Raw genomic sequence first — 15,469 nt, 5'->3', positions numbered from 1 at the left:
AAACCAAGAGCAAGCTGAGTGAAACTCGTCTTTTTGATTGTTAACCATAACCTATAATTTCCTTATTTAACTTTTATAATAATAATTGTATCAAATAATCAAGGGGATCACACATAATATATTCCTAGTTCGCGGCCGTACTCCTCCGGACGAGACTTTTTCTTTCAGATCTTCCTCCACTACTGAGAGGACACTTTTTCGAATCTTAACGCTGGCTTGGAGGATCGTTTACCGTTAGCCTTGTTCTTATTAATATGTGTAAGCAATAATCTTAACTTCGTAGCATCGTCTATTCAATATATTCACATAAACTCATTCTTTAAAAATAATAATTTCGGTTTTTCCTCTATCAAATTTCGTAAAGATAGACCTTGGGAATCAAAAATAGGTATAAAGATACATGACAAAGAAGGGGAATACTTCCTAACGTCGAAGATACATAGTATGAACGTCAAATATTGTTGTTTTATAGCAAGATATGTTCTCTTTGTGAGAGAAATAGAATTTTAACAGCGAGAAGTGGAGTAGATACGGATGAGTAATTCTCTTTTATCCAAAGACAGTTTATCCGAAGCATATAAGAGAGAACTGAAAGAAATTAGGAACATCGTTGGAAACTCATTAGAGCAGCGAAAATATACCATAGTTGCCGAAGTTGAATTCATCAATGAAGGCAGATTTGGAACAAATTTCGTCACTGTTTTTGATGAGAGTGGTACTAAGATTCAGATGAAGGTAGCAGAACAACTTGCTCATGTACTTGAGCGAGAGAAAACCTACATATTCTCGGGTCACTTTGAAGTCGGTTACTCAGAAAAGTTTGGCGCTCTACAATTTAAACCACAGCAAATTGAAGCGTTTGGGAACAGCTTCAGGACAATGCAACAGCAGGTTGCTTCGAGAGAACTTATTGAAAGCCAGTATTTAAGTAAGTACAAGAATGATTTCTCTTCTTTCCTGGGCAAGCAGAGATGCCATGTGGCCTTAGTTACCTCGGGCCAGTCAAAAGCAATACATGATGTGGAGGAAGTATTAAAAAGGCGACCAGGCATTGTACATAGCGTATACAGAGTAAAGTTGAATGACTCCAAAAGCATAGCTGCTGGAATATTTGAAGCATCGGAATCTGGCTGTGATGTGGTAATGATCGTGCGTGGTGGAGGAAGCGATACTGATTTTCTTGTCTTTGACAGTGTTGAAGTAGTTCGAGAAATCTATAATTGCTCAATCCCTGTCATAACAGGTTTGGGGCACACGAGCAATCTTACGCTTGCTGACCAGGTAGCCGATCGATGCGAAACTACTCCGACTAAGGCAGCTCAGTTTCTCTTGGATAGGCTGGGGAGAGTCGAAAATACAAGTAGTTATGAAGTACGAGAAGAAACTTCGCATTATGCAGCATATAAGAAGCCTGTGAGGTTGCCAGAGCAGCCAATAAAGAATAAAAAAGGAAATATACCTTTATTTATTGTGATCTCTATCTCTGTGGTAATACTTGCTATCATCTACCTGAATTATTATTTGTGATTTATAACTTTCTTGATTTATCTCAAAGCAGAGAAATCAGTGTGTGAAACATGGCATTAATATCAAGCGGTTGAATGATAGAGTATGTGATTGGCAAATGAATGAAAAGGAAGAAGTCTAGTGAACTCATTTACTGAATTGTTGAAATATGCGGGTTTACCCAACACTTTAATATTGGTTGTGGCAGTTATATTTGCTTTTAATAGGATTAGACCCATTACAATGGTAACTTCAACTTTTGTTGAAGGAAGTTTACAGACAAAAGAAAAAAGATTGTATTCTAAAATTATCAGGAATATAGGGTACTTATTTATTGTATTAATTTTTCAAATGATAATTTTATTGAACTCTATCTTTTTTCCAATTAATCACTATAGGGAATTTGTAATTGTTATCAGCGTATTAACTATTCTAGGACTGATCTTTGCTGTTTTAATTCGTTGGGGTAAAGAATGGTTTAGAGGATTTTGGCAGGAATTATCGATTCCACTACGTAGTATAATATTACTTTTCTTTGTAATCAGTATTCTCTCTACTGTTTTCATGTTTCCTTTTATAATTGGTTCTAATGTTTCCATTAAGGAATCTACTGATAATGTTTATAGAGATTTAATAACTTTTCTTACAGTCCTAGTAGTCATTTCTTTAATTTCTTTGTCTTTGTTTAAATGGCAAATTAAATCAATAGATACTGCCCTATCTAATCCTAAAAGTATATTTGTTAAAGAAGATGAGAAAGAGTGGTATGTTTTCTATCCAGTTGATGATAAATACTTTTTATGCGGCAATCAATCTAATAAAGAAGAATCAACTGTCTTTAAATATTTTGATAGAACTAAGTTACTTGAAAAGGAATTGCATGTTTTTGAGAAAAAAAGTGAACAGAAGGATGCTATAGAGTACATAATTTGATTTTGGATATTTTTAAACGCATTTAGTTGTAGATTGATACTGGATACCAATATCGCATAAGGATCAAATGGATAGTTTAAAAGAGTTATTGTACAAAGCGTTTTGATTTTACTCGCTGAGCTTCAAGAGTTGATGGAGGAAAGATAATGATTACTATATCTAAGGATGAGTTTTTTGAAAAATATCATATTCCTGAAGAGAGTAAAGAAATTGTTAATTGGGATCAATTAAATGAGATACACACTCATTTTCTATCAATAAGAGAGAGCCTTACTACCCAGGCTGACTTCATTGCAAATACCTTGCGTGTAAACGGAAAAATTCATACCGTAAGGTCAAGAGTTAAGGACCCCGAACATTTAATAGCAAAAATAATTAGAAAAGTGCCTCAACGTAGGGAACAAAAAGAAAAAGACTTTTGCTTCACAGTTGATAACTATCAGGATGAAATAACTGATTTGATAGGCGTTAGAGCAATACATATATTCAAAGATGAATGGGAAGAAATTCATAATTACATTAATAAAACATGGAAAACTACTGAGATTATTGCAAACGTTAGGGCGGGCGATGATACAAGCAGATTTGAGGAACTTGGAATTCCAGTAGATCCAAGAGAAACAGGTTATCGTTCAGTTCATTATCTAATTGAATCTTCTCCTACTAGCAAAAAAATAGTAGCAGAAATTCAAGTAAGAACAATATTTGAAGAAGGTTACGGAGAGATTGATCATATTTTAAGGTATCCTCACGGTGATGTACCTCAAGTGCTTGCTTTGAATTTATTATTACTTAACAGAATTGTTGGAAGTTCTGACGAGATGGCTTCTTACATTAATCTTTTAAAAGAAAGCTTAAGGCAAATACAAAATGATTACCAAAATGCAATTAGTAAGAAAAATGAGGAAATTGAATCATTGCAAGAAAAAATTAACAAAATGGAGATGAAAGAACAAGACAGAAGCTCTTTGCTGTCTAGCATAGGTGTTATTAAAGAAAGTAATACGTCGACTTATAAGTTACCTTCCACCCAGACTATTAGAGCATTAAGTCTGTCAGATCTCATTAATAATCAAGCAACAGAATTTAAAGCGGGAACGATTCTTACTGGAAATCTTTCCCGATATTTGGAGGAAAAGAGCGGGGATGATTGATCATAGAATCATTTTAAAGAGACTTTTGTTATAAGTCTAAGTTCTAGCTCTAAAAACTGATAGAAAATATTATGAAAACAAGTGAAAAGTGAAAGGAAGAGGAGGAGAATGGAGCTAACAGATAACAGTTGTGGTATGGGAACAAAGCCAGGCTCAGATTGTGTCATTTTTATGAGTGCATACAAGTCTAGTTATTTTACAAAAAAGATATTTCTACTATTAAAGAAGGAACAAAAGGCACAAGATTTACTTAATAAACATCATGTCTCTAGCATAATGACTAACGATAGGCTTCTGACACCCGAGGGGATTTTGAAGATACAAACAAGTTATAATGTCTATAATCAGAGGACATTTTTTGAATTTGAATTATATAATCAAAATGACGATATAGAAGACTACGATAAATTTATTGAAGAGACAAAGTGGTGCTTATCATTAATTCATTCAGTTGAAATGCTTCTTGACCCATCCAATTTCGAAGCCTCTTTATTTATCAACATGGATAGTTTCTTGGTTTTCATATCTGATAAGAAGTTTCAAGTAGACCCATTAGTTTTCTTCATGAATGAGGTCATGTTTATATGTTTTGAGTTGATAGATTTTGATTCAGGAGAGCCGATAAGAAAGGAAAACATATATGGAAGGGCTAACAATTACAATATCACACCAATAAGTAAAATTAAGTTTTTTGGAAGTGATGAGGTCTTAATAAACAATAAAAGAATTCCAGATATTATCTTTGAAAACGTAAATTCTTTATTAGAAAAGATAACTCGAGGTAGGTTAATTTTAGATAAAACGAGTTATTTGCATAATCTTCTTGTTATTACTGATTCTATCTCGAATGTGACTACATATTTTCAAAGTGTTCTAGGTGAGAAAATATCAAATATAAAATTAGATAATATTAGTACTAAAGATACTTATGATTACTATTCGCAAGAATATTTAGGCGCTGTAATTATAGTAAATAATGAACACAGAAGTGAAGTTCTATGGGATGTTCAGGTATTGGAAATACTAAAGATGTATATTCTTTTGAATCAGATCGTAAGTTATGACCTTACTCTGGATTTAAAACGTACTTTAGATGAAAAAATGTACATTGATCAACTTTTATTGATGTCAAGGGCTCCCATCATAACAACCAAAGCTATTAAAAATATACAACTTACTGAATCTTTTGAAAAATTCAAGGAATCAATCAATTTTAAAATTTCATATTTGAATATGTATTCTGAAAGACGTAAAAATCGAAATGCACTGCTTCTAAATGTGCTCTTGTACGTTATCTCATTTATTGGGAGTGTGGGTACATTTCAAATATTACAAGAGGAATTTAATTTATCCTTTAAAATTAGCTTTATAGTTTTAACGAGTATCTTCTTTGTGTTAGGAGTGTTATGGATTTCTCTCGAACGAAAAAAATGAAGAGTCCAGTTGGGTAAAACTAGGGCGTGTCTGAAAACTCAATCAACTGTAGATTTCAATATTTTTTTGTCGGTGGATGCATTTGCAAAAGGCCACTAAAGTACCTTTTGTAGAGCAAAGCGGATTGAAATCCGATTGATATCTATCCTTATTAAGAGTTTTCAGACATGCCCTAGAGATTTAGAGTTATAAATTTTTCATATGCTTTGCGATGCTCGTAATTATAGTAATATTTAGAAAAATGAAAAAGTGTACATAATAAGTACAGCTAAACGGAGGAGTGAAAATTCCAAAGATAAATTGATTAACTAAACTACATTCATTTTGAAGACTATAACGCTTTAAATAATTCTCGAATTTGGGTTATAACAAATAAAAAAAGGATAATTTAACAAAGGAGATGTGCTGATGTTACCATCGAACTCAAATCTTCCAATTTCTAATAATTTAATACAAACGGATGTAGGGAATTTTGCGCAAGGTCTCACTCGTTACCTTGATGAGTTAGGACTCCCATCAGCTCAAGTATTAGTTGATCCTAGTGAGAGCCTAAGGGTCATTACTAATTTACCTTATGTAGTTGATAAACTCAGTGAAGAAAAAAGAGGCAACTCTATGTATATATCTAAGTTTGTTGCCGCTTGTGGAGCAGGATTGTTTGATGCAGCATTAAATATGTTATGGAATGAAACAGTAAACAACTTGAGAGAAAAAGTAACTAGATTCGATATGGATTACTTTTTAGACAGTGTTATTACTGACACTAGAAGAAGAGTAATATTTAAATCTGTAGAGGATTTAAATAAACTTGAAGAATGGGAACTCGTAAAAGGTTGCAAAGACACAGGTATAATTACTGAAATTGGATATAAACATCTTGATTACATTCGAGATATGCGAAATCATGCAAGTGCAGCACATCCTAATCATAATGATCTTACAGGTCTGCAACTTGTAGGATGGTTAGAAACTTGTATTATTGAAGTACTTGGTAAAGAGCCAGAGGGTCCTGTTATCCATGTGAAACAATTGTTACATAATCTAAGAACCAAAGTGTTGAGTAATGACGATGTAGCTCCAATAAATGCTAATATTCAGCAGCTTCCTATTGAGTTAATAAATTCAACTTTACGAGCTGTTTTTGGGATGTTTACATCACATGAGCTCGCTGTACATGTGCGCAATAACTTGAAGCTGATTAGTAAATCTTTGTGGGATAAAAGTTCTAAACAAGTAAAGCACGAAACGGGAATTAAGTACGCTACATTCTCAGCAAATGCTGAATTGGATAGGAAGCAATTTGCACATGACTTTTTAACAAACGTTAATGGATTATCATTTATACCAAGTGATCTTAAAGCAATAGATATGGATCAGGTACTCGATACACTAACTAATGCACATTATGGTTGGAATAACTTCCATAATGAGCCACCTCATGCTAGACTGCTCGCTAGTTATATTCCTGATACAGGAGAAATTCCCGAATCCGTTAGTGAAAAATATGTGAAGACGGTTATAGATTGTTCAATTGGAAATGCCTATGGAATATCAACAGCAGCAAATAGTTATTATAGATTCATGCTTGAGCGGTTTACAGAAGATCAACAAAAACAGTTTATTTTATTGTTATGGGATGATGATATTTGCTATAAGCTATCTAAGAAAGAGTGTTTGAATAATTTCAAAAGCATTGCATCTGAATTTTCAGATAAAGCAACAAATCCTTTATTGAAAAAAGTGCTTTCAATGATAGTGAACCCCAAAGGAACAATTATCGAAGGAGCCCCCTTATCGCAGGTAAAGAGTGTTACCAAATTTTATGAAGAGGTTGAAAGATTATTGAATTCATAATGAGTCATTGTTAAATGTGCCTGTAACAACCTTGGAATTCGATTAGTAAAATAGATGTATGCAGTTTCCTTTATTGATTAAATAAGGGCCATTATCATGAGACAGGAGTAATTGAAGATCGATTTATTTGGTATATTTAATGATAATTTAAAATTATTTCTAATCAGAAATTTACTTCAGTAACGTTTGGATAGGAAAAACTTCTAGATATTGGATGTTATCTTCTGGCGGAAACATTCGGCTATCAAACAAAGTGGTTTGTACAGGAATATTTTTTGTGATAATTAGTTTGGAGGGAACATGATAGAAAGATTAGAATATATTACTAGTGAACGAGCATTCTCTGATTTGTGGATTGAATATGAATGTCCTGATGAAATAAATGGTGTACAGGAGTGCTACCTTTTTTTGTCCAAATTAATGGAACGAACGGAAGGTTACTTTGTATTAGATCACTTTTCTGGAGCTAGCTACGATCATATTCAGCGTATTGAAATGAAGGAAGAAAAGTTATTTATTTATTGGAAAGATTTTAAAATCAATCCTATAGATGTTGAAGAGCAAGAGTTGAAAGAGTTATTATCTTGGATGTATGACAACTCAACATTTATTTATACAGTATGTGATATAAGAAAACTTAAATTTTTTGAATCTAATGGACACTTGTTCATACTATTTATGCCTAATGTTATTAGTGTTGACGAAACTAAGAAAGTTTTAAGTGTTCAGAATTTAAAGAATGAAGAGGTAGAGATTGATGAAGAGTATAATTCTTTTGAAACAAAGATCAGATTTGTGTTGGAAGGTAAAATCCATGATTGTATAATTTCAAAATTCCCATTTTACAGCTTTCTAATTCAGCCTAAAGAAAATGTTTCTGTCACAGTCTATTCTACCGAATTGTTGAAAGAAAACACCTTGATTGAGGCGCAGAACAGATTGAATAGAGCGCTGGAGACTTTAAGTTTTACTGAAGGCTTAGAGTATGATCAGATAAATAGTGCAGGGAGCCTTGCACGAACTGTTCTTGAATCAATAATTAAATACTATTGTTTGTATTCAAAATACTCGTTACCTAACGAAAGTTATGGTCACAATATGCTGGGAAACTTAAGGAAACACTTGCAAAAAAACAACGATGAAATTGCCAAATTACTTAGTAACGAACTTATTAAAAAGGCTAATCAATTTTCGCATGATACAGGAAAGACACATACGATTAAAGAAGTAGAGGAATTAATTGAAGCTATAAATGATATTATACTCAGCATTCATGATAAAATTAAGTATAGGAGTAGGGCTAGAAAACAACGATAAGCAATTTGAAATTTTCTACTAAATGAGTAATTTTTTGTCGATGGGAACATACGCTCTTTCATTCTTTCTACACAAGGTGTATAATGGAATTAATCAAGTGGCGAAGCTGTAAAGTAAAATATGTAAAAATATTATATCTATAATTCAACTCCACTAACTTTAATGTTGGTGGAGTTTTTTGCATTTTATAGAGGCTGAAACATGGGGGAGGGAAGATTTGATTGAATGCCATTGTCATTTCAAGAAAGCGTAGGTTAGCCTTAAGGACTGTTATAGTTTTATAAATTTCAGCCGTTAATGAAGGATAAGTACTATAATGTAGCTCATGCTATTCATCAAATAACCCGTTAATGCCCTCATCATTGGGGTAAGCCCTAAGAAAGACCGCAAAAAAGCGGTCTCTCTTAAAGTGGATATAGTTGAACAATATACATGAAACTAAAGAGCTGCTTTTTTAATGTTCCATTCCGTGACTGAAGGTAATTACAGTGGATGTGGGAATTGTAGGTAAAATAACTACACTAAATAACCCTAACGAAATCACCATCATAAAAAATACTTTTTTCATCTTTTCTTAACTCCTCCTCCAGAACAGTATTCATAATACTTAAGTAGTGTTGTTGCTGTTCTTCACTAGCATATTTTCTAAAGGATTCGAACAATGATACACATTTTTTAAATCCTATTGTATCTTTCAGTGTATGAGATAATGCAAGACCTTGCAATGTGTTATCTATCGCATCTACGTACCGATTTTTAATCAAATAGTACAATGATAATTTATGGAAGAACTTTGTTGCATATAGTGACTTTTTTTGTTTGTAGTACTCTTTTGCTTCTGTGATATTATCCTTAAAAGATTGTAACAATCCCGCCACATCGATCCCAAAATTATGTTGCATATCTGCCTCTATAATGTTAAGCAACCCTGGAAAGAGTTCATCAATCCTGGATTCTCGGAGAAATTTTATGTAAGAATCGAGACATTCCTTATTCCCTTCGCGCACGCTTAAAGCATAACTGTTTGCTTTTGCAAACAACTTGAAACTTTCTATTTCCTCAGCTGCTTCCGGACTTTCATCATTCAACCACGTAAGATCTCGGTACTGCTCAATACAATATTTTGATTCCTTAAATTGTTCTTTATTTTGCAAGGCAATACCTTTGGCTAATAAACTAAAACCAAAATAATAAATAATGTGCCTTTTTCTATCACTGTAAACATATTTTCTTCCTAATTGAATGGCTTCCTTTTGTTTATTGTAAATTTCTTGTGCGGAGTCATAGAGTCTATCTGCTATCTCAATCATCTTGTTCCATTCTTCAAGAGAATAAGATGCTTTAAGAAGATCAACCAAGGAGTCAATCTTTAGATCTTCTAAATATAAATCGTTCAAAACTGTTCCCCTCACTCATCCATTTTTATCCTATAATATAGAATTATTTACCATCAGTCAATTAATCTGATCAAAAATGCATAATTTTAGCATTTATTATGAATTTTGTTTGAACTTGAATTATTATCAGAACTTATGACATGAAGTGAAAAAAAACGAACAAACGATCTTGTTTTCTCCTTAGGGTAGGTATATAATGGAGTTAATCAAGTAGCGAAGCTCTCTAACTAAATATGGGATTTTATTCCAAAATAAACATTCCCCTGAAAAGGGGATGTTTTAGTTTAGGGGCATAAATTTAAAAGCTCGTTTAAACGCAATTATTCATTGAAGAAGGGACGAGAAAAAGAATGAAGAAGATTTTCACTCCGTTTAGTAAGTTGCTGATTTCGGTTTTGTTCAGGTGGCTTACTGTGCTGGCTTGCTTTTTGGCCGTGCAGTACGACCTAATACCTTACTATTCGTGGATAATATTAATTACAGTCCTAACGTTATTCTGTTCGCCTGAAACAATCGGTGCTTTTATTGATCAAATCGAAGATATTTCATCTTCAACGACTGAGAACTGGGCCATAATCGGGCTTAGCGAAGGGAGTGGAGATAGTTACAGTACCGCCCATATGTTAAACTTTATTTTCGCCGCTCTAGGTACAATTTTTTTGGTAGGCATCTTTATCGTGTTTGGCGCTGTGAAATGTGGATATTTGTTACTTAAAGACACAATCATACTTATATTGCACTGGGTCAGAACTGCGCGACAGAGAAAATCTAAATATAGGCATTCTAATTCCAAGTCCAGAAGACAAAAAAATGAAAGAACTCAGACTAGAGTATATTATTATGTATAAGGAGTTGTTATTTTTGAGAGCAAAAATGATGATTGTAGTATTAGTGGTAGCTGTAATGTTAATGGGCTGTTCAAAAGGAATATCGAATGATACGCCTGAGGCAGCAGCTAAAACATTTATTGAAGCACTTATTAATGGTGATGAAGATACTTTAAATAAAATTAACCGTTCCAGTTCTTTGGACTATCCAACAAGCTATTTGTTAAGTGATTTTGCTCCAGAATATGCTGATCGAAAAATTGAAGACTTCACATTTGAAGTTATAAGTAATGAGAAGGTATTAGCGCAATCAAAGGATGGAGAGAAAAAATGGACCTTACGAATTAAGAAAATTGGTGATGGATACTTTTTTACAGGTAAGTAAAAAGAGGTCTTATCCTTAACATTAAAAAGGTTATTAATCAGCGCTCCACTGACTTCGGTTGGTGGAGCTTTTCGCATTTTTATAGAGGCTGAAATATAGAGGAGGGAGAATTAGATTGAAAGCAATTGAGTGATATTGTCGTTTGGATTATAATGGATTTTATGTTGTGTATTCGGGAATTGAAGGTTTTAAAATCAGTAGGGTATGCGAATACCCCTCTAATTCAGAAAAGGGAGTTGTAGAAATATGTTTAAGAAACTAGGACTTGTTTTAATGTCTACAGTCATGTTGCTGGGGATGGCATTGGGATCGGCTTCGGCGGCTCAGACGGTTTATGTTCAGGTTGATGGGAAGAACGTGACGTTCCCGGACGCGAAGCCTTATGTTGAAAGAAACAGGGTCCTGATTCCGGTGCGTTTTGTCAGTGAGTCGCTTGGTGCTAAGGTGGATTATAAGAAGGAAACTATCGGAAATAAGGTAGCTCGTACAGTTTACGTGACCTTGGGTGACAAGAACATCAGCTTGGAGGTTAACAGTAACAAGGTGCTGGTGGATGGCAATATTGTAACCCTAGACGTGCCAGCCCGGGTTAAGCAAGAGCGTGTATTTGTACCGCTGCGGTTTGTATCGGAGGCATTGGGTGCAACGGTTGAATGGAAATCTAGCCAAAGTCTTGTAAGCATTTTTACAGGCAAGGAAGTGAATGAGCCTGATCCGGTTCCTAGTGATGGGGATAGCGACAATGTATACAGTAAGAACTTTGAATGGAAAGCTGGCTATACGGAGCTGGCGAAGGAACTGTTTGTTGATAACACGAAGGTGGAAAATGGAAAGTTGACATTCACACTTCCAAAGGGAGCTACAGCCCAGCACTATGCTGCTGACGGTACACCTACTCGTCTTGTACCGGGTAAAACATACATGTACTCAATTGGAAAAGGGAATGGTTTTATCTCATTTGCAAAGGTTTATCCTGGTCGTGATGAGCAAGAAGGGTATGTTGTTAATCTAGATAGTAGCTTTAACGAATACTTGCAGGAACTGTTTGAAGGAGTAAACGATGCCATTGTAATAAACTCAGGTAACTCCTCGGCTTCTCCATTGACAGAAGTCCAACAGTTGGCAGGAAAATTGTAAAAGTATAATTCTATATCATGTGAGGGTCTGCGAAATAATCGTAGACTCTTTTTGATTTTCTATTTTTATTTAATGGAGGTAAATGAAAAGGAATGAAAAAAAGGGTAGCCTTTGTATTTATAGTGTTGTGTATGCTAATATCAACAGCGACATCTGCTGCGGGAATACCAATGTTAAATAAGCATGTAAAATGGGAGTATGGTATAACGGGAGAAAGCTTTGTAGGTTTTATTCCGGCGCTAGGTCGCAATGCAGAAAATAATAAATGGAAACTTTATCAATGGAAAGCTATTTTTAATTTTGCTGATGGTCAAAAGAAGAATATAGATAATTATGATGTATTCGCTGTGAAAGAGAAGCCGGATGAACCTGCATTTTCTGATCAGAACGGATTTGGCTTAACGTACAAAAGCAAAGAAGCAGCAGGAGAACTGTTTGATGCCATATGGTCAGATCATATGAATGTATCCCCAAAACAGCAGCAGTATTTTCGAGATACTTTTACAGTACGAGGAGTAGATTACAGTTCAAACCATGATTATTTTTACGAATTGGAAAAAAGTTATTTTTTTCTCCGCACTTCCGGCATCGTCAGTCGTATGGGTGTCCAATTCGACCGCACAGAAAAGATTGAGGGTAAAGGTCATGCTTACTTCAAAGTAACAGCATGGCCTACCTTGAAAGTCACACAAGGCGAGGAACTGACAGTGAGCTTCACGACTTCTGGTGTTGACACTGGTGAACGTCAGGTAGATGTCTATGCACTGCCTAAAGATGCCTTCCCTGATATGAGTAAGCGTGTAAAGCTCACCTCAATCATTACAACCGATGCTGAGTACAACAATACCGTGAAAATCGCCAGCAAAGAGCTATCGCGTGTTTTAGGCAAAGACGTGGACATTGTTGTAGATGATGGCTACGGACGTACTCAGATCGAGAGTGTGACATTGGCGGATGATCTCAACATGGACTACGTTCCAACCAAGCTCACGCTAACTGAAGCTGGCCAGCTTTGGGTGAAGTTCCGCTATGATGGCGATGAAGATATTATCTCCGGTGACTACGCAAGTGAACGTGGAATGCCCATGACAGCGAAGGTAAGCATTGGCGGCGCAGTTAAGGCAAACTTCGACCTCTCGTCAATGCACAAGGAGTTACCTGAGCAGTTTTCGGTAGGCAAAGAATATAGTTACATGCTCGGCAAGATTGAGATCAGCGAGGATCCAGGCACGTATTATATCAAAGCAGATGTCACGATAAACAATCCAAATCATCCGGACAGGGCGCTGGAATCGCCAAATGAGTCGTATCATAACAACGAGATTAAAGGTGGCTGGACGATCGAGCGTAAGGGGGCAGAGAACGACCTGATTGCTCAGTCCATTACGGCCAGCCCATCGGCGCTAACCGTAGGTCAATCGTCTACCCTAACAGCCAAGGTGAAAAATGTGGGGGCTACGGATATATCCAACGTACTGATTCGCTTTGTGGAGAATGGTAAGAAGACTATATATGAAACCCGAAAAGACATGCCAGCCAACAAGCCAATCACTGTAGGAGGCTTCAAATGGACAGGCCCGGTTGGGACTCATAACTTAAGTGTTCATGTAGACCCCGAGAAGGAGAAGCGGGATAAAGATCGTTCTAACAACGTAGCCTTCACAGGCTGCTCTGTAACTAAGAACGGCGGGGATGCTTATTGTGATACCACCAAGCCAGAAGCAAAGTGGGATGTATCGTATCCATTGATTACAGGCTATCCAACCAAGACAAGAACAGTAACATGGACGGATAGTGAAGGCAAATCGCATACCTCTACCGAATCGTACACTGACTACAGTGATCCGATTTGGGAGAACCGTACAGTAACCTATAATGAAAAACTTACCGTTTCGGCTGAACTGAATACCAAACAAGGGATTCCCACTGAGCCAAAAGATTATGAAGGAAAGTATCGGGAAAGCCGTGGTTCGTGGGAGATCATTCCATGGGCGAAAGAAAACGGATTGAATCCAAACGAGGTTACTCGTGCCGGTTATGGAGTAGAAATCAAGGTTCAGACGAAATACACTAGCGATTGGGAAACGAAGGTTCCTAAGGGACTGGAGGACACAGCCAAACCGATTGGCGGAGAACTAAAAGGGCCAACTGAGGTCAGAGTATACATTTGGGATACCAACGATGACTACGTGACCAGCATCGGTCTCGTTAAGACAGGCGGAGACGATAAGACATCCACATGGGAGCTACCAGAAGAGCGATACAAATCTGATCTTATAGATTTTGACATATATGAACGCAAATTCTATACGGATGTAAAAGCTCCTGACGGAGAGTATACGTTTGAGATTGTAGCTATGCATGCAGGGCAGAATGATCTTTCTTCTTGCTTTGTTAAGAAAATAACGATTTACGGCAGTATGTATGATGATTGGCAAACGAAGCGGGATACATCGGAGTGGTATTAATAAGGGCGTTGCATGTATGTAATTTCAGCCTTATAATAAGAATAAGAAAGGGACGGCGGTAACCGTCCCCTGCAACAGCCGCTTTTAAGGGCGGTTCGGCTTTAAAAAGGATAATGCTTATTAAGAAATAAGACCGAAACCTTTCCAAGGGGGGCGGTCTATTTCTTTTGGTTAAGGATCGCCAAAACAATTGTAACTACCAGCGTCAGTAGCGCGATAATTAGCGAACTGAAACCGATCATAATTGTTAAAGCGTCTTTAACTTCCATGGCATCACCTCCCTTCCGAGAGGTTAGCCGACCGCCCATATAGCCTTTCTGTTGCATCTTCAATTATAGCATGAACAAACATCAGCAGTCTCTTCGGAGGCTGCTTTTCTGCATTTAGTAAGAGTAATTTTGAAAGGAGAGAATATGAGCTATATTTACGTGCAAGTTACTCTTTTCCTTGTAATAGGAGTAGCAACATATACTGATCTTAGATGGAGAACTATTCCGGATTGGCTTATTATGAAAGGATTAGGGCTTATATTACTGATAAGGATTTTTAATTCAGATCAGAATCAATGGCGCTATTTTCTTGGACTGTTTGTAGCATCAGGTGTGTTGTATCTTGCCGCTTTACTGATTCCAGGTTCAATCGGCGGTGGAGATATAAAATTGATGGCTCTAGTCGGGCTGGCTATTGGCTGGCAGGAGTCATTATTGTTTCTTTGTTTAATGCTGATCTTGGCTGGGGTATGTGGAGTCATTGGGGTCATGGTTACGAAAAATCGAAAAATGAAAATACCACTGGCGCCATTCTTTTTAATAGCGCAGACATCAATGCTTGCAATAGGATTAAGTTAACTTGAACTTGGAAAAATGGTTAGAACGAATATATCAATATAGAATGTATGTTTCCATTTTGAGATGAGGGTGGTATAATTATCTTATATATTTATTCTCTCTATACTCCCTAATGCAGGAGACAAGAGTCACCTAAATTGGTGAAGGTTTGCAATCCCTCCCCTACAGGCTATAGGCTGAGGAAAAAGTAGGACAAAGAGGTTTCCCCA

The 15,469-nt window shown here is 36.0% G+C and carries 12 protein-coding genes; 10 read left to right on the top strand and 2 right to left on the bottom strand.

The window, feature by feature from the left end; translation table 11 throughout:
- Nucleotides 1-534 precede the first annotated feature (534 nt).
- The 6 genes from KI362_RS10250 to KI362_RS10225 all read left to right on the top strand — a co-directional run bounded on the left by KI362_RS10250 (nucleotide 535) and on the right by KI362_RS10225 (nucleotide 8,198).
- Nucleotides 535-1,527 carry an exodeoxyribonuclease VII large subunit gene (locus tag KI362_RS10250; RefSeq protein ID WP_301627023.1) on the top strand — a complete coding sequence of 331 codons (993 nt, stop codon included), beginning with the start codon at nucleotides 535-537 and terminating at the stop codon, nucleotides 1,525-1,527.
- A 120-nt stretch (nucleotides 1,528-1,647) separates the two neighbouring features.
- Nucleotides 1,648-2,439: a hypothetical protein gene (locus KI362_RS10245; protein ID WP_301627021.1), complete on the top strand. Its 792-nt coding sequence runs from the start codon at nucleotides 1,648-1,650 to the stop codon at nucleotides 2,437-2,439.
- A 146-nt stretch (nucleotides 2,440-2,585) separates the two neighbouring features.
- Nucleotides 2,586-3,593, top strand: coding sequence for a RelA/SpoT domain-containing protein (locus KI362_RS10240; RefSeq protein WP_301627019.1), 1,008 nt, complete (start codon nucleotides 2,586-2,588; stop codon nucleotides 3,591-3,593).
- Between the two features lie 81 nt (nucleotides 3,594-3,674).
- Nucleotides 3,675-5,027 carry a hypothetical protein gene (locus tag KI362_RS10235; protein WP_301627017.1) on the top strand — a complete coding sequence of 451 codons (1,353 nt, stop codon included), beginning with the start codon at nucleotides 3,675-3,677 and terminating at the stop codon, nucleotides 5,025-5,027.
- A 408-nt stretch (nucleotides 5,028-5,435) separates the two neighbouring features.
- Complete coding sequence (locus KI362_RS10230) at nucleotides 5,436-6,881, top strand: hypothetical protein (protein WP_301627015.1); 1,446 nt, start codon at nucleotides 5,436-5,438, stop codon at nucleotides 6,879-6,881.
- A 300-nt stretch (nucleotides 6,882-7,181) separates the two neighbouring features.
- Nucleotides 7,182-8,198 carry a hypothetical protein gene (locus KI362_RS10225; RefSeq protein ID WP_301626998.1) on the top strand — a complete coding sequence of 339 codons (1,017 nt, stop codon included), beginning with the start codon at nucleotides 7,182-7,184 and terminating at the stop codon, nucleotides 8,196-8,198.
- A gap of 521 nt (nucleotides 8,199-8,719) precedes the next feature.
- Here the strand turns inward: KI362_RS10225 and KI362_RS10220 are convergent.
- Complete coding sequence (locus KI362_RS10220) at nucleotides 8,720-9,595, bottom strand: hypothetical protein (RefSeq protein WP_301626996.1); 876 nt, start codon at nucleotides 9,593-9,595, stop codon at nucleotides 8,720-8,722.
- 810 nt (nucleotides 9,596-10,405) lie between these two features.
- On the opposite strand from KI362_RS10220, the gene KI362_RS10215 reads away from it, so the two are divergent.
- The 3 genes from KI362_RS10215 (at nucleotide 10,406) to KI362_RS10205 (ending at nucleotide 14,412) form a co-directional block, all read left to right on the top strand.
- The gene (locus KI362_RS10215; RefSeq protein ID WP_301626994.1) at nucleotides 10,406-10,807 is read left to right on the top strand and encodes a hypothetical protein; all 402 of its coding nucleotides are present in this window, start codon (nucleotides 10,406-10,408) and stop codon (nucleotides 10,805-10,807) included.
- A gap of 246 nt (nucleotides 10,808-11,053) precedes the next feature.
- Nucleotides 11,054-11,944: a copper amine oxidase N-terminal domain-containing protein gene (locus KI362_RS10210; RefSeq protein ID WP_301626992.1), complete on the top strand. Its 891-nt coding sequence runs from the start codon at nucleotides 11,054-11,056 to the stop codon at nucleotides 11,942-11,944.
- Between the two features lie 92 nt (nucleotides 11,945-12,036).
- Nucleotides 12,037-14,412: a CARDB domain-containing protein gene (locus KI362_RS10205; protein ID WP_301626990.1), complete on the top strand. Its 2,376-nt coding sequence runs from the start codon at nucleotides 12,037-12,039 to the stop codon at nucleotides 14,410-14,412.
- A gap of 158 nt (nucleotides 14,413-14,570) precedes the next feature.
- Here the strand turns inward: KI362_RS10205 and KI362_RS10200 are convergent, their stop codons facing one another.
- Nucleotides 14,571-14,681, bottom strand: a complete 111-nt coding sequence (locus tag KI362_RS10200) for a putative holin-like toxin (protein ID WP_197070091.1) — start codon at nucleotides 14,679-14,681, stop codon at nucleotides 14,571-14,573.
- Nucleotides 14,682-14,825: 144 nt separating this feature from the next.
- On the opposite strand from KI362_RS10200, the gene KI362_RS10195 reads away from it, so the two are divergent.
- Complete coding sequence (locus KI362_RS10195; protein WP_301626986.1) at nucleotides 14,826-15,260, top strand: prepilin peptidase; 435 nt, start codon at nucleotides 14,826-14,828, stop codon at nucleotides 15,258-15,260.
- Nucleotides 15,261-15,469 lie beyond the last annotated feature (209 nt).

Source organism: Paenibacillus apis (genome assembly GCF_018333295.1).
Classification (GTDB): domain Bacteria; phylum Bacillota; class Bacilli; order Paenibacillales; family Paenibacillaceae; genus Fontibacillus; species Fontibacillus antibioticophila.
This window is presented reverse-complemented; position numbering and strand designations above follow the sequence as displayed.